This window comes from Amycolatopsis sp. NPDC004747 (genome assembly GCF_053601335.1).
In genome coordinates this window covers 149,615-166,964 of record NZ_JBSGBQ010000010.1, presented here as the reverse complement: position 1 = coordinate 166,964, position 17,350 = coordinate 149,615, and the positions used below count along the sequence as shown (strand labels likewise).

General features: G+C 69.6%; 18 protein-coding genes. 2 read left to right on the top strand and 16 right to left on the bottom strand.

What is annotated here, in order from left to right:
• Positions 1-89: 89 nt before the first annotated feature.
• Genes ACWEGE_RS18220 through ACWEGE_RS18210 form a run of 3 tightly spaced genes read right to left on the bottom strand, consistent with a single transcriptional unit; the run spans position 90 to position 3,740 of the window.
• Positions 90-1,298, bottom strand: coding sequence for a DUF445 domain-containing protein (locus ACWEGE_RS18220; protein ID WP_449661621.1), 1,209 nt, complete (start codon positions 1,296-1,298; stop codon positions 90-92).
• Between the two features lie 40 nt (positions 1,299-1,338).
• Positions 1,339-2,547 carry a DUF445 domain-containing protein gene (locus ACWEGE_RS18215; protein ID WP_449661620.1) on the bottom strand — a complete coding sequence of 403 codons (1,209 nt, stop codon included), beginning with the start codon at positions 2,545-2,547 and terminating at the stop codon, positions 1,339-1,341.
• 23 nt (positions 2,548-2,570) lie between these two features.
• Positions 2,571-3,740: a DUF445 family protein gene (locus ACWEGE_RS18210; RefSeq protein WP_449661749.1), complete on the bottom strand. Its 1,170-nt coding sequence runs from the start codon at positions 3,738-3,740 to the stop codon at positions 2,571-2,573.
• A 163-nt stretch (positions 3,741-3,903) separates the two neighbouring features.
• Between ACWEGE_RS18210 and ACWEGE_RS18205 the strand changes: the two genes are divergently transcribed.
• Together ACWEGE_RS18205 and ACWEGE_RS18200 are read left to right on the top strand one after the other, a co-directional pair.
• On the top strand, positions 3,904-4,860 hold the full coding sequence (locus ACWEGE_RS18205) for a hypothetical protein (RefSeq protein ID WP_449661619.1): 957 nt from the start codon (positions 3,904-3,906) through the stop codon (positions 4,858-4,860).
• A 237-nt stretch (positions 4,861-5,097) separates the two neighbouring features.
• Positions 5,098-5,748: a class II aldolase/adducin family protein gene (locus ACWEGE_RS18200; RefSeq protein WP_449661618.1), complete on the top strand. Its 651-nt coding sequence runs from the start codon at positions 5,098-5,100 to the stop codon at positions 5,746-5,748.
• Here the strand turns inward: ACWEGE_RS18200 and ACWEGE_RS18195 are convergent.
• The 13 genes from ACWEGE_RS18195 to ACWEGE_RS18135 form a co-directional block, all read right to left on the bottom strand.
• Positions 5,745-6,254 carry a hypothetical protein gene (locus ACWEGE_RS18195; protein WP_449661617.1) on the bottom strand — a complete coding sequence of 170 codons (510 nt, stop codon included), beginning with the start codon at positions 6,252-6,254 and terminating at the stop codon, positions 5,745-5,747. The genes ACWEGE_RS18200 and ACWEGE_RS18195 overlap by 4 nt on opposite strands.
• A 7-nt stretch (positions 6,255-6,261) precedes the next feature.
• A complete protein-coding gene (locus ACWEGE_RS18190; protein ID WP_449661616.1) occupies positions 6,262-7,758 on the bottom strand; it encodes a peptidoglycan-binding domain-containing protein in 1,497 nt (498 codons plus the stop codon).
• 152 nt (positions 7,759-7,910) lie between these two features.
• Entirely contained in the window at positions 7,911-8,564 is a 654-nt protein-coding gene (locus ACWEGE_RS18185) for an HD family phosphohydrolase (RefSeq protein ID WP_449661615.1), read from the bottom strand.
• 73 nt (positions 8,565-8,637) lie between these two features.
• The gene (locus tag ACWEGE_RS18180; RefSeq protein WP_449661614.1) at positions 8,638-9,276 is read right to left on the bottom strand and encodes a hypothetical protein; all 639 of its coding nucleotides are present in this window, start codon (positions 9,274-9,276) and stop codon (positions 8,638-8,640) included.
• 2 nt (positions 9,277-9,278) lie between these two features.
• Positions 9,279-10,292: a hypothetical protein gene (locus tag ACWEGE_RS18175; RefSeq protein WP_449661613.1), complete on the bottom strand. Its 1,014-nt coding sequence runs from the start codon at positions 10,290-10,292 to the stop codon at positions 9,279-9,281.
• 183 nt (positions 10,293-10,475) lie between these two features.
• Positions 10,476-11,057: a transglutaminase-like domain-containing protein gene (locus tag ACWEGE_RS18170; protein WP_449661612.1), complete on the bottom strand. Its 582-nt coding sequence runs from the start codon at positions 11,055-11,057 to the stop codon at positions 10,476-10,478.
• Positions 11,058-11,130: 73 nt separating this feature from the next.
• Positions 11,131-11,736: a histidine phosphatase family protein gene (locus ACWEGE_RS18165; protein WP_449661611.1), complete on the bottom strand. Its 606-nt coding sequence runs from the start codon at positions 11,734-11,736 to the stop codon at positions 11,131-11,133.
• A gap of 69 nt (positions 11,737-11,805) precedes the next feature.
• Complete coding sequence (locus ACWEGE_RS18160) at positions 11,806-12,120, bottom strand: hypothetical protein (RefSeq protein ID WP_449661610.1); 315 nt, start codon at positions 12,118-12,120, stop codon at positions 11,806-11,808.
• 108 nt (positions 12,121-12,228) lie between these two features.
• A complete protein-coding gene (locus tag ACWEGE_RS18155) occupies positions 12,229-13,662 on the bottom strand; it encodes an MBOAT family O-acyltransferase (protein WP_449661609.1) in 1,434 nt (477 codons plus the stop codon).
• Between the two features lie 53 nt (positions 13,663-13,715).
• Positions 13,716-14,672 carry a 23S rRNA (guanosine(2251)-2'-O)-methyltransferase RlmB gene (rlmB, locus tag ACWEGE_RS18150; protein ID WP_191315531.1) on the bottom strand — a complete coding sequence of 319 codons (957 nt, stop codon included), beginning with the start codon at positions 14,670-14,672 and terminating at the stop codon, positions 13,716-13,718.
• A gap of 29 nt (positions 14,673-14,701) precedes the next feature.
• On the bottom strand, positions 14,702-16,090 hold the full coding sequence (cysS, locus tag ACWEGE_RS18145; RefSeq protein ID WP_449661608.1) for a cysteine--tRNA ligase: 1,389 nt from the start codon (positions 16,088-16,090) through the stop codon (positions 14,702-14,704).
• 43 nt (positions 16,091-16,133) lie between these two features.
• Positions 16,134-16,820 carry an HAD family hydrolase gene (locus ACWEGE_RS18140; protein WP_449661607.1) on the bottom strand — a complete coding sequence of 229 codons (687 nt, stop codon included), beginning with the start codon at positions 16,818-16,820 and terminating at the stop codon, positions 16,134-16,136.
• 57 nt (positions 16,821-16,877) lie between these two features.
• Positions 16,878-17,273 (bottom strand): PPOX class F420-dependent oxidoreductase, encoded by a 396-nt coding sequence (locus tag ACWEGE_RS18135; RefSeq protein ID WP_449661606.1) that lies wholly within the window; start codon positions 17,271-17,273, stop codon positions 16,878-16,880.
• Positions 17,274-17,350 lie beyond the last annotated feature (77 nt).

Genomic DNA, 17,350 nt, shown 5'->3' with positions numbered 1-17,350 from the left:
GGTAACCGACGGACTGGTAGGCCGCGCGAGCTCGGGACAGGACGCACCCCCTTGGGACGGGCAGCAACCCACGCCCGGTCCGCGGCGGCCTAACCCAGCATCAGCAGGACCTGCAGCTCACCCACCACGAAACCGATCACGCCACCCACCGCGATCAGCTTCCACTCGTCCTGCCGGAACGCCGGCCGCAGCAGGCCCTCGAACTCCAGCGGCGTCAGCGCCAGCATCCGCTGCTCGATCACCTTCGCGACGTCCATCGCCTCGGTCAGGTACCCCTCGGCGTACCGGGCCGTGTCCGGCAGCTGTTCGAGGGCCTTCCGGGCCGCCGCGTGCTTCATCTCGCGCAGGCGGGTGCCGCCGACTGTCCAGGCCAGCGGCATCTGCGCGTCGACGGTCTCCGACACCAGGCGCTCCACCCGGGCCGCCAGGCGGTCCGCGCGGGGGCCGCGCAGGATCGCGTCCAGGAGGTTCTGGACCGTCAGGACCTCGGTCGCGATCAGCTCGCCGTACTGCCGGGCCACCTCGGCGCGGCGGCGCTGGAACTTGCCCTGGAAGATCACCCGGCCGACGCGGACCGGCTCGCGCGGGACGAAGATCAGCTTGATCGCCAGCCAGTCCGTGCACAGCCCGATGACCCCGCCGAAGACCGGCAGCACCCACGGCTCGCGCGTGAACGCCCACACGATCGTCTGGACCAGGCCGAGCCCGAAGCCGAAGTAGATGCCCATCCGCGCGATGAACGCCATCTCGGGCCGGGACGTCTCGCGGATCAGCCGGACGAGCAGCTTCTTGTCCCGGGTCAGCCGCTGGACCGTCATGTGCTGGACGTCGAGCACCTCGTCGAGGTTCTCGCGGACGTCGTCGAGGAACTCCCGCACCAGCCGCGGCGCCGACGCCTGGACCTGCTTGATCAGCATCTCCTGCGCCAGCGTCGGCAGGACCTCCCACAGCCGCGGGTGGTGCTCGGCCAGCACTTCGCGCGCGGTGTGGTCGACCGCGCGCAGCAGCGGCTGCTCCAGCTCGCTGGTGATGATCACCGGGTCGATCCGCTCGAGGACTTCGCGCAGGTCGAGCAGGTTCGCCGTCAGCAGCTCGGTGGCGACCGCGGCCATCCGCCCGCCGTGCTTCGGGACGACGCCCTGCCAGCCGAGCAGCGGCGGGATCCCGACGAATTCGAGGGGCCGGAACATCATTTCGATGGCGACGCGCTTGGTGACGTACCCGATCAGCGCGGCGACGAACGGCATCGCCGCGTACAGCGGCCAGTGCAGGGCGAGGTCGTGCAGGACAGCGTCCATTCCGGCCTCCCTCACGGTTCCGAGATCGAAACCGTACCGGCTAACCGAGCAGTGCCAGCACCTGCAGCTCTCCGACGAGCCCGCCGATCACCGCGCCGACGGCGATCAGCTTCCACTCGTCCTGCCGGAACGCCGGCCGCAGCAGCTGCTCGAACTCGAGCGCGCTCAGCTTCTTCATCCGGTCGACGATCGTGTTGCGCACGTCGAGGGCGTTGATCGCGTAGTCCTCGGCGTGCCGGATCGTCTCGGGGACGCGTTCCGCGGCCTTCGCCGCCGCCGTCTGCTTCATCTCCTGGAACCGTTTCGTGCCGACGGCCATGGCGACGAACGGCTTGACGACGCTCGCCTGCGCGTCGATCGTCTTCTGCACTTCGCGGGTGATCAGCGCGAACAGCTTGTCGGACTTCGGGCCGCGCAGTACCGCTTCGAGGAGGTTCGGGATGGTGATGATCTCGCGCGCGATCATGTCGCCGTAGTCGGCGGCCACCTGGTCGCGGCGCTTCTGGAAGACGCCCTGCCAGGTGTAGAGGCCGAAGAACCGGCGCGGCTCGCGCGGCAGGAAGATCATCTTGAGGGCGAGCCAGTCGGTGAGCCAGCCGATGCCGAGGCCGAACAGCGGCAGCACGATCGGCGACTTCGTCAGCGCCCACACCACGAGCTGGACGCAGCCGAGCGCGAACCCGAACGCCAGGCCCGAGCGGGCGATGAAGCGCATCTCGGGCCGCGAGATGTCCCGGATCAGCCGGTTCAGCAGCGCTTTGTCGCGGACCAGGTTCGTCACGACCATGTGCTTGAGGTCGAGGACGTCCTCGATGTTGCCGGCGATCTCCCGCATGATCTTGGTGATCGCCTTCGGCGCCTCGGCCTGGACGCGCTTGAGCAGCAGCTGCTGCGCGCTGTTCGGCAGGACCTCCCACAGCCGCGGCTGGTAGGTCTCCATCACCTCGCGGGTGACGTCCTCGACGACCTTCAGCAGCGGCTGCTCGATCTCCTTCGCCACTTCCGCCGGGTCGAGCCGGGCGAAGATCTCCTTCGGGTCGACGAGGTTGGTCGTCAGCATCTCGGTGGCGGTGGCCGCCATCCGCTCGGCGTTCGCCGGCAGCACGCCCTGCCAGCCGAAGGGTTTCAGGCCGACGAACTCCAGGGGCCGGAACATCATCTCGATGGCGACGCGCTTGGTGACGTAGCCGATCAGGGCCGCGATGACCGGCACGGTGACGTACACCTGCCAGTGCGTGCCGAAGTCCACGCGCGCACGCTATCGGCTCGTGATCAGTGCAGCAGGAGGAGCACCTGCAGTTCACCCACCAGGCCACCGATGACCGCGCCGACGGCGATGAGCTTCCACTCGTCCTGCTTGAAGGCCGGCCGCAGGATGCCTTCGAACTCGAGCGGGGTCAGCTGCCGCATCTTGGTGACGATCGTGTTCCGGACGTCGAGCGCGCCGGTGGCGTAGCTCTCGACGTGTTTCACCGTTTCGGGGAGGAACTCGATCGCTTTGGCGGCTGCCGCGCGCTTCATCTCCTGGTACTGCCGCCCGCCGATGGTCAGCGCGACCAGCGGCTTGGCGATGCTCGCCTGCGCGTCGATCGTGCGCTGGACCTCGCGGGTGACCATGGCGAACAGCTTGTCGGCGCGCGGGCCGGTCAGCACGGCCTCCAGCACGTTCCGCACGGTCAGCACCTCGTCGGCGATCAGCGCCCCGTAGTCGGCGGCGACCTCCTGCCGGCGCTTCTGGAACATCCCCTGCCAGCGGAAGAAGCCGAACCCGCGTGGCTCACGCGGGTGGAAGATCATCTTGAGAGCGAGCCAGTCCGTGACGAAGCCCGTGACGAAACCGAAGGCCGGCATGATCAGCGGCTGTTTCGTCAGTGCCCAGGTGACGAGCTGGACGAGCCCGATCACGAACCCGAACCAGATCCCCGAGCGCGCGATGAACCGGAACTCGGGCGCGGCGACCTCGCGGATCAGCCGGCAGGTGAGCGACTTGTCCCGGACCATCGCGTTGATCAGCATGTCGTTGACGTCGAGGACGTCGTCGATGTTGGCCGAGACCTCCCGCAGCAGCCGCTTGACGACGACCGGCGCCTGCGCGCGCACCTGGTCGACGAGCAGCCGTTGCGCCCGCGCCGGCAGCAGCTCCCAGAGCCGCGGCTGGTAGGTCTCCATGACTTCCCGCGTGACCTCCTCGACGGCCTTCAGCAGCGGCGGTTCGAGCTCTTTGACCATTTCTTCCGGATCGAGCCGAGCGAAGATCTCCTGCGGGTCGACGAGGTTGCGGGTCAGCAGGTCGACGGCGGTGGTGGCCATCCGCCGCGCGTTCGCCGGGATGACGCCCTGCCAGCCGAAGGGTTTGACGCCCTTGAACTCCAGCGGCCGGAACATCATCTCGATGGCGACGCGCTTGGTGAGGTAGCCGATGAGGGCGGCGATGACCGGCATGCCGGCGTAGACTGGCCAGTGCGCGCCGACGTCCGCGAGTATGTCCACTGTGGCCTCCTCGCGCCGGGCTCCAGAATGCCATGCGTCACCGGGGGTTCCAATATCCGTGATGCATCCTTTTGGCGGTACGCATCGAAGGTCCCTTGCTCATTAAGGTGTGCCGATGGTCGCGCCTGAGAAGCCCCAGTCCGCCCCGAAGACCGCCCAGTTCGCCGTGGGTGTCCGCGGCTACAACCAGCGTCAGGTAGACGAGCGTCTCGCCGAGCTGAACAAGGACCTGCGCGAGACGTCCCGCAGCCGCGACGAAGCCGTCGCGACGTCGTCGGACCTCTCGAAAGCCCTCGCGTACGCGCAGAAGGAGCTGGCCGAGACGAAGGCCGCGCTGGCGAGGATGAGCTCGAGCCCGTCCGGCGCGGGCGCGATGGCCGAGCGCGTCCGGATGATGATGCAGCTGGCCGAGGAGGAGATCGCGGACCTGCGCTCGGCGGCGGAGGCCGACGCGGCCTCGACCCGCGACCAGGCGGACAAGTACGCGCACGAGACCCGCCGCACGGCCGACAAGCTGGCGAAGGACGCGGAGGAAGAGCGCGCCCGCCTGCTGTCGGAGGCGAAGGGCGAGATCGAGAAGCTGAACGCGGCGGCGGGCGCGAAGAGGGTCGAGCTGGCCGCGGCGGCCGAGAGGGCCCGCAAGGAAGCGGACGCGGCAGCCGAGGCGGCGGCGGCTTCGGCGCGCGAGGAGGCGGACCGCGTCGCGGCGGAGGAGCTGGCCGCGCGGAAGAAGGCCTTCGAGGAGGAGTTCGCGCAGAAGAAGCGCGAGACGGAGGCGGCACTGGCGGCGGCCCAGACAGCCCAGGCGACGGCGGACCAGAACCGGAAGCTGGCCCTGGACCTGCGCGCAAAGGTGGCCGAGCGCATCGCGGCGACGGACGAGGCGGTGAAGGAGGCGATGCGGCTGCTGGCGCCGCCCCCGGAGGACGCCGCTCCTTCGAGCCCGGACGCGGCCCCGGCGCTGGCCTTGGCTTCATCCCCGGCGGAGAAGACCACCACGGCGGCGAACGGCGACCGCAAGCCGGCGCCGAAGCCCTCGACAGCCCCGCCCGCGGCTCCGGCGAAGGCGTAGCTCCTCGGCCCGAACGGTACGCGGACACCCAGCCCCGCACCCACCCCGATCCGAAGCCAGCACACGGCCGGTGGTGCCGGGTCAAGGCACGCTTTCCCGCCTTGACCCGCCACCACCGGCCGTCGTCACAATCGGGCTTCGGGGTGGTGGGCACCGAACCAGCCGACCGAGGTGGCCGACACTCAGGGGTGACTGGCAGTCTGCACTTGCCGATCACCCACGAGACGGGACCTGCGCATGATCCTCGAGACCGAGCGGGCCGCCGTGTGCGCCTATGCGCGCCGGATGGTCGGCGACGGCCTGGTCGTCGGCACCTCCGGGAACGTCTCCATGCGGGCCGGTGACCTCGTCGCCGTCACGCCCACCGGGGTTGCCTACGCGAGCCTCACCCCCGCCGACATCCCCATCGTCGATCTCGGCGGGCAGGTCGTCGACGGGTCGCTCAAGCCGACCAGTGAACTGCCGATGCACCTGTCCGTGTACTGGGACGTTCGTGACCCGGACGGGGAGCCCGTCACGGCCGTCGTGCACACGCACTCGCCGCACGCCACCGCCGTCTCCACGCTCGTGCGGGAAGTTCCGCCCATCCACTACATCGTCGCCACCATCGGGCCCTCCGTGCGCGTCGCGCGCTATGCCACCTACGGCACGCCGGAGCTCGCCGCCGCCGTGTTGGAGGCGCTCGAAGGGCGTCGTGGCTGCCTGATGGCCAACCACGGCACCCTCACCTACGGTGACGGCCTGGAGGCCGCCTACCACCGCGCCCAGCAGCTCGAATGGGCCTGCCGGGTCTGGCTGCTCGCCCAGAGCGCCGGCCGGCCCAGCCTGCTCCCGCCGCCCGAGGTCGCGAACGTCGTCGAACGGCTGAGGGGCTACGGGCAGGGTTAGGACTCGCGCAGTGGCCGCTCGACCAGCCGGGTCACGTGGTGGCGGGTGGCGAGGTAGTCGGCGAGTTCGCAGGGCGCGAACAGCGACAACCGCAACAGCTGCTGTTCCGGGCCGAGGAACAAGGCGATTCCGCGGGCCGGGTGAATGCGGGCTCCCCGCATCACCCGGTGGGTGTCCCAGGTGTGATCCAGGAGCGCGGCGGGTTCGCCCAGTTCGGCGCGCAGCTCGTCGAGAGGACTCCGGAGTTGCGGCAGCGTGGCTTCGACGAGGATGAGCCTCTCGTCCTGGCGCCACGTTTTCAGGTGTTGCGGGTACCCCTCGGCGACGTGCATCCGGTAGTAGGCCACTTCGTTCCGGGTGCCGAGCAGGCCGCGTGCTTCCGCGTCCATCAGGCGGGGGAAGCGCGTTTCGAACTCCGCGTAACCCGCATCTTCCGGGAGGCCTTGCCAGCCGCGGAAATCGCGGGAGCCGATCATGTCCCAGTGGTTCGGTGCCGACCCTTGCACGGCGCTGTCACCTCATTCGGATGAGATCGGTCCGGCCGAGGAAATACGCGGCCATGGCGTTGCGGATGCCGATGATGCCGACTGCGCGCTCGGCATTGTTCCACTCACTGTATCGGGACGGGACCGGGATGGGGTGGGCGGTCGGGTGCACCGGATCGTGGAATGCGCCTTCGATCTGGCTCCGCAGCGGTGCGTCGAACACGAGGCCGTCCCACACCATTTTGGCGAAGTAGTCCGTCATGCCTTCGCGGAGCACGAAGCCGCCGCGCTGTTCCGGCTGTGCTTCGCGGAAAGTGACGTGCGTCGGGTGCTCGAGCGTGTGCACGTACTCGTGGATCACCGTGCCGAACAGGTCGTAGAGGATGTCCCGGTTGGCCGCCGCCGTCGCGCCCCGGTACCGCTGGAGGTGGACCACGCCACCCTCCGCCGAGCCGGGCCAGTTGCGGTGGATGGCCAGCAGCTCCGCGCGCCGGGCGCCGAGGATCGCGGTCCTGATCGGCGCGATGAGCCCGGCCTCCGCGGTCCGGCTCTGCACCGCTCCGTGCTCCTGGTCGATCCGGGCGATCTCCTCGTCGCCGTTGAGGAGCTTGTCGACCCGCCACTCGGCCGCCGAGTCGGCCGCGGCCGGAGACGCGCTGATCTGCGCGTCACGGACGTCGAACTGGTCCATGATGTTGAGCCCGTACGCGAGCGCCGGCCCGACCTGGTACCGGCCGAAGACCGCGTCGGTCACGGTCTTGGCGCTCGTGGCGACGCGATCGATCTCGGCGCCGCCCATCAGGTTGGCCGGGGTGCGGGGCGGGCGGGCGCCGACGAGCTGGGCGTGCAGCCCGGTGATGGCGGTGTTGAGCGCGTCGCGGATCCGGATCTCGTACGGGTTCGGGTCGGTGGCGATGGTCCGGTGGAACGTCGGCATCCGGCCACCCGCGGCGCGTTGCTCGGTGGTGACCGCGCCGCGCAGCGCCGCGCGTTCGGTGTCACTGAGAGCGCGGGTCCCTTCGGTCAACGCCCGCCCCGGGGCGGCCGCGATCGCCCGCTCGGGAGCGTGGCCGAGGAAGTGCCGGTCGAGCAGGTCCATCGTGCGCCCGTTGACGATCCCGTTCACCGCGGTGCCGCTCAGCCCCCGCGCGGTCTGGAACGCGCGGACCGCCTGGCGGGTCCGCGGGCCGAACTGCCCGTTGACGGTGACGGGAAACCCGGCGTCGGTCAGTGCCTGCTGCAGGATCGTGACCGCGAGACCGGAGGCACCCTGCTGGAGCAGGCGCTCGTCGTCGAAGACGGCTTCCAGCGTGACATTGCCCTTGAAGCGGTTGCCGCTCAGGTCGTGGCCGTCGCCGATGGTCCGCTGCACGAGCGCGCCGACCGCGGCGTTTCCGGCGGTGCGCTGCAGGATGCCGAGCTGCCTGGCGGTCACCACGCCGTCGCGGAAGCGGTCCCGGTCCGGGTGGACCGCGCGCGGCTGGACGGTGGTGGCTCGCTCGTGCGCTGTCCGGTGCGTGCGCATGTACTTCCCCCTGCCGACTGGACGGTGCCGCAAGGTGCCCGTCGCCATCGTGCCGCACCCGCGCCGGGCGCGGCAGGACACCAGGGGCCGCCCATCAGGGCAGGCATGGCCGTCTGTGTGGGCAGCCCCGCTTCGCGGCTACCGACCGGGGGTCAAGACGCCACCGCTTCCAGCAGCTCCACCACCGTCGGGTCGTCGACCGCCTCCTTGATGCACTGCCACAGCTGAAGGTTCGCCGTCGCCCAGCGCGAATACGTCGCCGCCGCCTCCGGGTTGTAGAAGTAGTACCCTTCGTCGTGGACGTCGCACTGCTCGCCGACGATCTTGTGCGCCAGCTCGCGCAGGCTCAGCCCGTTCTCGCGCAGGTAGCGGTGCGCCAGCACCACCGGCGTCACCGGCAGCGCCTTGAACAACGTGTCCGCGTCGCTCAGCGCCTGCGACTCCAGGGAAATGTCCCGGCCGCGGGTGGCCATTTCCGCTTCGTCGACGATCTCGTCGATCCAGCGCGCGATCCGCGGTGGGACACCGCATTCGGCGAGGATTTCCAGCCGCAGGCTCCGGCCCGCCGCGGCCGGCGAGTTCCGGAGCACCAGGTAGTTGACGTCGTGCACCAGCGCGGCGACTTCCACCACCGCCACATCGGCGCCGTTGTGCCGGGCGAACCCGGCCGCCTTCGTGCGGACGAAGCTCACGTGGTGCCAGCCGTGGAACTGCAACCGGTCCGCGTACTGGCGGCAGAGCCGGTGGACCCGGTCTTCGACGGCGCCGACGATCACGCGGTCGATCGTGCTTTCCTGCGTGCGCATACACCTCTCCCATCCCGGCCGTGGTGTTCAGGCGGGTGGAGTAATGGTAAGCGCCGCTGACGCCGGTGTGTAGCTAGATGCGGTCGGCCAATTCCCCCAATCGGACCTCTACCGGAACGTGACGATGACCGATTCCGCCGGCCGGGTCGAAAGACAGGCTGAAACTGCTCACCGGGCGTGATTTGACGAGGAAAGTCATCGTTCCGGTGGCCGCTTCGGGAATCCGGTGGAATTCGTCGGCCAGCATGGTGGCGCACGCGCCGGCCGCGCAGCGCGTCCGGCGGCGCAACCGCGCGGACGTGATCAGCCCGGTGCCGGCGTCGATCGTCGTCTCGTACCGTTCGTGCAGGTAGTCACCGCGGAGGATCGTGGTGCAGAAGTGGTACCGGTGGTTGTGCACGGAATCCGCATACCCCTCCCGCCAGTCCTCCTGTGCCTTGTATTCGTGCAGCCAGAAGGAAAACGGGTCGGACGGCGAATCGAGCAGGCACCAGGCGAAGTGGGTGGTCGTCTCCCGGGAGGAGCGCAGGATCTTGGTGGCCTGCGGGGCGGACAACGCGCGCAGCTGCGTGCGCAGCTCGTCCCGCAGGCCGGGCTGGGCGGCCCACGGCCGGAACCAGCCGTCGACCACGCGCCACTCCGAGGCGAGCGGGAACCTGGCCGTGCGCAGGCGGGTGGCCAGTTCGGAAAGGGGGGACAGGCGGGTGAGCAAGGTCAGCTCCCTAGCTCGGCGACTGCGGAGAACTCCGCGCGGAAGGCGTGGAACTTGGCCTCCAGCGCGCGGAACTGCTCCTCGGACAACGGGGATCCGGTGATCTTCTCGAACAGCGCCAGGAAATCCGTCCGCGTCGTCGCGGACGTGATGCGGAAGTGGCGGCCGGTCCGGGACTGCGAGACGCGCACGAATTCGGCGCGTTCCATGTTGTAGAGGAAGGAACCTTCGGTGAATCGCAGGGACCGCGGGTACAGCTTGGTGGCGCCGCGGACGTCGCTGTAGAGCGACACCCACACGCTGTCGTCGAACATTTCGAGCCGGTCCAGCGGCGGGTCGGCGACCACGGTGATGTCGACCGACGCGCACCGGCTGCGGGCCAGGAAGAGGCCGACGAGCCCGATCCGGATCTCCTCGTCGAGCCGGGTCTGGATCTGCTCTGAGTCGGCGTCGGCCGCCTCGCGGCGCAACAGGTACCGGGCGCGCCCGCTGATCGAGCTCGCGTCGCGCGGATCGGCGATGACGGCTCGCAGTTCCCGCTCGGTGCGGGAAAGCAGCAGGCGGGCGGCCGCGTGGCGACCGGAAAAGCCGCGGAAGAAGTACTGCCGGGTCGCGTCGAGGTCGGCCATCAGCGCGCGGTTGAACGCGGGGTCGGGATCGGTCGTCGCCTCGAACACGTCGGTGGGGAAGAACTCTTTGTTCAGCGCGCGGTATTCGGCGCTCAGGTCCTCCAGCGCGCGCCTGCTCTCCTCGATCACCGGTGTCACGAGCGCCTTCTGCGAGGCGCTGGCGGTGATCAGGGTCTGGCCGAACCCGACGATCGCGGAGATCAGGGTGCCGGTGCCCAGCGACGTCACCAGGTTCTTCCCGGTGCCGGGGTCCATCAGGCCGGCGATCCACAGGCTCAGGCCGGCGACCACGACGAGCACCGTGAGGAGCAGGCTCGTCCTGGTCCAGAAGATCTCCTGCAGTGGGGTACGGCGGAGGCGTCCGCCAGCCGCGGCCACGTGCTTCACCTCCCTCGAACCACCCGAACGGACGTATGCTTAAAGTGTCTGTTCGAGCGCGGGGAGTCACTTTACGCGCCTCGCGGAGTACGCGAAATAAGAAGTTCGGGGGACAGACCTGACGGACAGACGTCACTCTCGGCAATAATTTACCGGGTCGGCCGGTTTTCCGAAAATACCGGAAAACCATGATCAAAGCGTGCGCGGCAGCCCGTTTTCGTACCAGCCGGGGCCTGGTTCGGTGGTCATCAGGAAATCCACGACGGCAGGCGCGGGAGCCGGGTGGATCTCCGGGAGATCGCGTTCGCCGCGAGCGGGATCGACCGGCCAGGCCAGTTTCTCCACGTCGAGCGAAAACTCCCCGCCGGCACCGGTGCGGTTGCCGCGGGCGTCGAGCCTGGCCCACTTGTCGTGCAGGTACACGGCGTTCAGGCCGTGCAGCGCGGAGAGCTCCTGGTAGCAGAAGCCGGCCGGAATCCCTTGTGCGCGCAGCAAAGCGGCCAGCAGGTGCGCCTTGGCGTGGCAGATGCCGACGCGCTCGCGCAGGACGTCCGACGCCCGCCAGGTGACGCGCGGGTCGGCGGCGTCGATGACGTGTTCGACCTCGTCGCGCACGAAGAGGAACGCGGCTCTGGCCGCTTCCGTGGGGTCGCCGTCGGCCGGGCGCAGGGCGTCGGCGAGGGTGCGGATCGAGGGGTGTCCGTGATCGATGACGGCGTCCGCGGCGAGGTAGTCGCTGAGCCGATCGGACGTCGGGACCGGCGGGTGATTCATCCGCGCATCCTGACACGCTGGTCCGTTCGGGCGAGAACGGTTTTCCCGGTCGATTACGCGCCGCGGTTGCCGATTACGGAACGTAGAAATCGGGTGGGAAGCCGGTCCAGCGGAGTTCGGCGGGGAGGTGGCTCAGGTCGTTGTAGGTCAGCAGGGCCGCCGGGCGGCTCGGGGAGTACTGGATGACCGTCAGGCCGGCGTGGGCGTGGGAGAGGGTGAGCCAGCGCCACGGCGGGGCGTCCTGGGCCGCGCGGACCAGCCAGCCGACGAGGAAGTTGTGCGTGACGACGACGTCGTACCGCGGTTCGCTTCCCGGTACCGGGCCGCTGAACCGGCGTTCGGCCTCGGCGGCCAGCTCCTCGTCGGCGGGCGGGAACTGGCGGGTGAACGCGAGCAGGAGGTCGCCGGAGGTCTCGGGGAGCTCTTCTCGTCTCGGCGTGTACGGGACGAAGTCGCCTGCCGCCTTCTCTTCTTGGACGGGGACGCCGGAGAGCTGGGCGGCGATGAGGTGGGCCGTCTGTGCGGCTCTCGGGAGGGGGCCGTGGTGGATCGACGTGACCGGGACGTCCCGGAGGCGTCTGCCCAGGAGGATCGCCTGGCGGTGGCCGGCTTCGGTGAGGCTTCCGTCCGGTCCTTGTTCACCGTGTCGGGTGAGGAAGAGGTACCGGGTCGTCAGCACGGGGTCAGGGTTTCATGCTTGGGCCGTTCGGGTGAGCTGGTTGGGCGGATTGAACTGTGTTCCGGTGGCTCAGCCGATCGGGACGAGGACGCCTTCGGGGCGCTGGCTGGGGGCGAACTGGGCCACCAGGCGCATCGGGGCCGGGTGCGGGCCCAGCACGATCGAGGCGAACGGGGTGATCGTGTGGTCGTGGCCGCTGTTCGTCTGGAGGTGGACGCTCACGTGGACGTTGCGGTCCGCCGGGATTTCGAAGGAGACCGAGCCCCAGGAGACTATGTACTGGCGGCCGTCGATGCCGGCTATCGGTGCGTAGGCTCGGACTGTGTGGCCGAGGTGGGGGATTTCCACCGTCAGGAGGCGCCGGGGGCCGTTGTGGTTGTCCACGTACGGGATTACGCCAGGGGTTTGGGACAGGTCGGTGGTCAATGCGGTCCCTCGGTTTGGAGGCTGCCGGGGTGTGGTTGGTGGGGGCTCTGGGTGCGTACGTTGCGTTTAAAACTGGTAGTACAAGAATGGGCTGAACGTTCCTGTCGCGATCAGGATTGCCGCGTACAGCAAGCCCGCCGTCATCACTCCGATTCTCAGTGCTGTTGCCGGGCGGCTTCGGCTCGACTCCAGCAACGGGCCCGTCACCGGGTGGGCCGGCAGTAAGAACACCACCATTGCGGCCAGGAGCAGGACCAGGCGCTGGTTCGTGAACGCCTGCTCCACCCCCGCTCCCAGGCCTTCGAAGTCCGGGATCAGCATGTGGCCGATCATCGACAGGGCGTGGCCCAGGTCCGCCGACCTGAAGAACACCCAGCCGATCACCACCAGGAACATCGTCAGGGCCCTGCGGAGGTAGCGCTTCCACGGGGCCGACGGGTCCAGGTCCAGGCCGAAGCGGCGCTCGATCACCAGGAGCGCTCCGTGGTAGCAGCCCCACACCAGGAACGTCCACTGGGCGCCGTGCCAGAAGCCGGTCAGGACGAACACTATGCACAGGTTGCGGTACGTCTTCGCTGCTCCGTGGCGGTTGCCGCCCAGGGGGATGTACACGTAGTCGCGGAACCAGCGGCTCAAGCTCATGTGCCAGCGGCGCCAGAACTCCGTGATCGTCACCGACGAATACGGTCTTGCGAAGTTTTCCGGGAGCCGGAAGCCCAGCATGCGGCCCAGGCCGATCGCCATGTCCGAATAGCCCGAGAAGTCGAAGAACAGCTGGAGCGTGTAGCCGACCGCGCCCAGCCAAGCCGTCGTGAACGTCATCTGGTCCGGGGGGACCTTGAAGCACGCGTCGACCAGGGGGCCCAGTGAGTCCGCGATGATCGTCTTCTTGCACAAGCCGAGCGCGAACCTCGGGAAGCCCGCCGCGATGTCGTCCAGGCGGTGCGACCGGAGCTGCGGTAGCTGGTCGGCGATCTCGCGGAACCGGACGATCGGGCCCGCCACCAGCTGCGGGAACATCGCGATGTACGCGGCGAACGAGACCGGGTTGCGCAACGCCTGGCGCTCGCCGCGGTAGATGTCCACCACGTACGAAATGTGGTGGAACGTGTAGAACGAGATGCCGATCGGGACCACCAGGCTCGCCACCGGCACGCTGCCGCCGAACCAGTGCGCCACCGCCGCGATCTGCTGCGTCGCGAAGCCCGCGTACTTCCAGATCAGCAGCACCGCGACGTCGAGCGACACCACCGCGATGAGGATCCGGCGACGGCGGACGCCGTGGACGTCCCACGGGCTCGGGGCCAGGAGCGGCCCCGCCAGGAAGTTGACGACCATGCAGCCGAGCAGCAGGAACACGAAGGCGCCGGCGCCGATCGTGTAGAACAGCAGGCTGGCGACCGCGATGATGCCGTTCCGCCAGCTCCGCGGGCACACCAGCACGGCGACGAGCACCGCCGGCATGAAGTACCACAGGAAGAGCGGCGAAACGAACGACATCGGGTCCCCTCGGTTTATCCGACGGTGACCTTAACCCGACCGGGTGGTCTGCGTCAGACCCGCCCGGCGGCGCGGCGGCGCCTCGCCACCTCCGCGAGCAGCACTCCCGCCGCCACCGAGGCGTTCAGGGACTCCACGCCCGCCGCCATCGGGATGGACACCGTCGCGTCGCACGTCTCGCGGACCAGGCGGGACAGGCCGCGGCCCTCCGAGCCCAGCACGATGACCAGCGGGTCGGCCGCCAGCTCGAGCTCGTCGATGTCCACCGAGCCGTCCGCGTCCAGGCCCACCAGCATCAGGCCGTCGTTCGCCCACGCCTTGAGCTGGCGCGTGAGGTTCGTCGCCACCGCGATCGGCAGCTTCGCCGCCGTGCCCGCGCTCGTCCGCCACGCCACCGCGGTCATGCCCGCGCTGCGCCGCTCCGGCAGCAGCACGCCGTGCGCCCCGAACGCGGCCGCCGAGCGGATCACCGCACCCAGGTTCCGCGGGTCCGTGACGCCGTCGAGCGCGACGAACAGCGGCACCTCGCCCGAGTTGCGGGCCACTGCCATCAGGTCGTCCGGGTGGGCGTACTCGAACGGCGGGACCTGCAGGCCCAGGCCCTGGTGCACGGCCCGGTTCGTCTTGCGGTCCAGCTCCTCGCGCGGGATCTCCAGGATCGAGATGCCCTTGTCGCCCGCCAGCCGGACCGCGTCGTTGACCCGGTCGTCGATCTCGATGTTCAGTGCGACGTACAACGCCGTCGCCGGGACACCCGCGCGCAGCGCCTCGACCACCGGGTTGCGCCCGGCGATCAGCTCCGGCTTGTCGGCCTTCTTCTGCCGGGCCTGGTCGCGCTTGGTCTGGGCGTTCGCCTGGCGGTACGCCTTGTGCCCGGGACGGTCTTCCGCCTTCGGGGTCGGCCCCTTGCCTTCGAGGGCCTTGCGGCGCTGACCGCCCGAGCCGACGACGGCACCCTTCTTGGTGCCCGCCTTGCGGATCGCGCCCTGGCGCCGCGAGTTGCCTGCCATGGTGAAAGTTTCCTTGCGTTGTAACGAGATCAGTCGGACTTCACAGTCCACTGAGGACCGTTGGGGGTGTCCTCCACCACAATGCCCGCCTGCGAGAGGCGGTCACGGGCGGCGTCCGCGCGGGCGAAGTCCTTCTCGGCGCGAGCCTGCTGGCGCTCGGCCAGCAGCCCTTCGACGATCCGGGCCAGCGCTTCCTTGGTGGGCGTTTCGGAACCGCCCGCCTCGGACCAGCGCGCGGACAGCGGGTCGAGGCCGAGCACGTCGGTCATCGCGCGGACGGCCGCGGCGAGCTCGAGTGCCTTCTGGGTGTCGCCCGCGTCGAAGGCGGCGTTACCGTCCCGGACCGTGGTGTGGACCACGGCGAACGCCTGCGGGGTGGCGAGGTCGTCGTCGAGCGCGTTGACGAACTCGGCCGGGAGGGCGCCGATCGCGACCTCGCCCGACTGCGCGGCCCGGCGCAGGAACGTCTCGATCCGCCGGTAGCCCTGCGCGGCCTCGGAGACCGCGGCCTCGGAGTACTCGATGTTGGACCGGTAGTGCGGCTGCACCAGGTAGTACCGCAGCTCGGCCGCGCGGTAGCGCTCGAGCATCGCGGGGATGGTCACGGTGTTGCCCAGCGACTTCGACATCTTCTCGCCGGACATGGTCACCCAGGCGTTGTGCAGCCAGTAGCGGGCGAACGGGTCGCCGACGGCGTTCGACTGGGCGCGCTCGTTTTCGTGGTGCGGGAAGATCAGGTCGATCCCGCCGCCGTGGATGTCGAACTCGCGGCCGAGGTAGGCCGTCGCCATCGCCGAGCACTCGAGGTGCCAGCCCGGCCGGCCGGGCCCCCACGGCGTCGGCCACGACGGCTCGCCCGGCTTCGCGCTCTTCCACAGCGTGAAGTCGCGCGGGTCCTGCTTGCCGCGGGTCGGCGTCTCGCCCTGCTGGACGTCGTCGAGGCCCTGCCGGGACAGCTCGCCGTAGTGGTCGAAGGACTTCACCGAGAAGTAGACGTCGCCCTCGGTCGCGTACGCGTGCCCCTGGTCGATCAGGCGCTGCATCAGCTCGACCATCTGGGTGACGTGCCCGGTCGCGCGCGGGTTGATCGACGGCGGCAGGCAGCCGAGCTGGTCGTACGCCTGCTCGAAGGCGCGCTCGTGCGTCGCCGCCCACTCCCACCACGGCCGGCCGGCGTCGGCGGCCTTGGTCAGGATCTTGTCGTCGATGTCCGTGACGTTGCGGACCAGCAGCACGTCCAGTCCTTTGTGGACGAGCCAGCGGCGCAGGACGTCGTAGTTCAGGGCGCCGCGGATGTGCCCGATGTGCGGAACGCCCTGCACGGTGGCCCCGCACACGTAGATCGACGCCGTTCCGCTACGGACGGGGTGGAACTCCCGTACGCTCCGGGTCGCTGTGTCGAAAAGGTGAAGGGCCACCCTCAAAGGGTACGGGGTCGGGCGTGAGGGATGTCTCTGGCCCTCAGGCCACGCCGAACCCGCGCAACGCCGTGAGCAGGGCGTCCGGCCGCTCGGCCGTGGGCAGCGGGTCGACCAGCGCGAACTCGCAGCCCAGCGCGCGGGCGCCGCCGTCGGCCTCTTCGCTGTCGCCGACCATCAGCGTCTCGGTGGCCGGGACGCCGAGGGCCTCGACGGCCTTGCGGAAGATCTCCAGCTCCGGCTTCACCGCGCCGACCTCGAAGGACAGCACGAACTCGTCGACGTAGGCGTCCCACCCGCGGGCGGTGAACGCGGGCCGGATGTCGAAGGCGATGTTGCTCAGCACGCCGACCTCGAGGCCCCGCTCGGCGGCGGCCTTCAGCGCGGCCTCGGTGTCCGGGTACGGCGTCCACTGGCTGGGATCGATGAGCCGGTCGTAGAGCGCCTTCGCCTGCTCGACGCGCGGGACGCCGGACTTCTTCAGCACCTCGAGGTACACCTTCCGGTGCAGCTCGGGGTCGCGGTCCCGGTGGTGCCAGGCGTGCACGTGCTCGGCGTCGAGCTCGACGACCTGCCCGACCGGGGCGGTCATCCGGCGCATCAGCTCGGCCTGCGCCTCGATGTCGAGCGGGTCGCCCCGGTGGTCGGTCAGTTCGGTGAGCCAGGACTCGTCCTGCTCGAGCCGGAACAGCGTGCCGGAGAAGTCGAACAACACCGCCCTGATCGTCATGACACCCAGCCTAGCGAGGCCGCGGGCCCCCGAGCGGCGCCCGCGACCCGCGTCACGTCACGCGGCGTAGCCGGTGACCTTGTCCGGGACCACCCGCACGACCACCCGGACGACCTCCGGCGGTTCGGTGCGGAAGTCCTTGCCGTCGTACTTGTGCGAGAGCTCGTTGATCAGCTCCCGGCCGCCCTCCTCGGTGATCTCGGCGCGGCCGCGGACCTCGACGTACTTGAGCGGGTCCTCGAGGTCGAAGACGGACAGCGAGACCCGCGGATCACGCGTGAGGTTCCGCTCCTTGAGCCGGCCGCGGACGGTCGCGAAGAGGACGGCGTCGCCGTCCCGCTTGGCCCAGACGACGGAGGTCTGGACCGAGCCGTCGGCGTTGATGGTGGCGACCACCGGGAAGTTCTTGCCGTCGAAGAGGGCCTTGGTGGCCTCGTTGAAAGTCACACCCATGGTCTGGACCCTATTTCACGTTGGCGGCGATCTTCGCGGGCTTTTTCGGCGCCAGGCCACGTGCCGCGTCCCGCGGC

Coding starts and splice junctions, on each gene's coding strand:
- ACWEGE_RS18220 (WP_449661621.1), bottom strand. CDS start 1,298: ATGGACGCTGTCCTGCACGACCTCGCCCTGCACTGGCCGCTGTACGCG.
- ACWEGE_RS18205 (WP_449661619.1), top strand. CDS start 3,904: ATGGTCGCGCCTGAGAAGCCCCAGTCCGCCCCGAAGACCGCCCAGTTC.
- ACWEGE_RS18155 (WP_449661609.1), bottom strand. CDS start 13,662: ATGTCGTTCGTTTCGCCGCTCTTCCTGTGGTACTTCATGCCGGCGGTG.
- rlmB (WP_191315531.1), bottom strand. CDS start 14,672: ATGGCAGGCAACTCGCGGCGCCAGGGCGCGATCCGCAAGGCGGGCACC.
- ACWEGE_RS18135 (WP_449661606.1), bottom strand. CDS start 17,273: ATGGGTGTGACTTTCAACGAGGCCACCAAGGCCCTCTTCGACGGCAAG.
- ACWEGE_RS18200 (WP_449661618.1), top strand. CDS start 5,098: ATGATCCTCGAGACCGAGCGGGCCGCCGTGTGCGCCTATGCGCGCCGG.
- ACWEGE_RS18185 (WP_449661615.1), bottom strand. CDS start 8,564: ATGCGCACGCAGGAAAGCACGATCGACCGCGTGATCGTCGGCGCCGTC.
- ACWEGE_RS18170 (WP_449661612.1), bottom strand. CDS start 11,057: ATGAATCACCCGCCGGTCCCGACGTCCGATCGGCTCAGCGACTACCTC.
- ACWEGE_RS18210 (WP_449661749.1), bottom strand. CDS start 3,740: ATGCCGGTCATCGCCGCCCTCATCGGCTACCTCACCAAGCGCGTCGCC.
- ACWEGE_RS18190 (WP_449661616.1), bottom strand. CDS start 7,758: ATGCGCACGCACCGGACAGCGCACGAGCGAGCCACCACCGTCCAGCCG.
- ACWEGE_RS18140 (WP_449661607.1), bottom strand. CDS start 16,820: ATGACGATCAGGGCGGTGTTGTTCGACTTCTCCGGCACGCTGTTCCGG.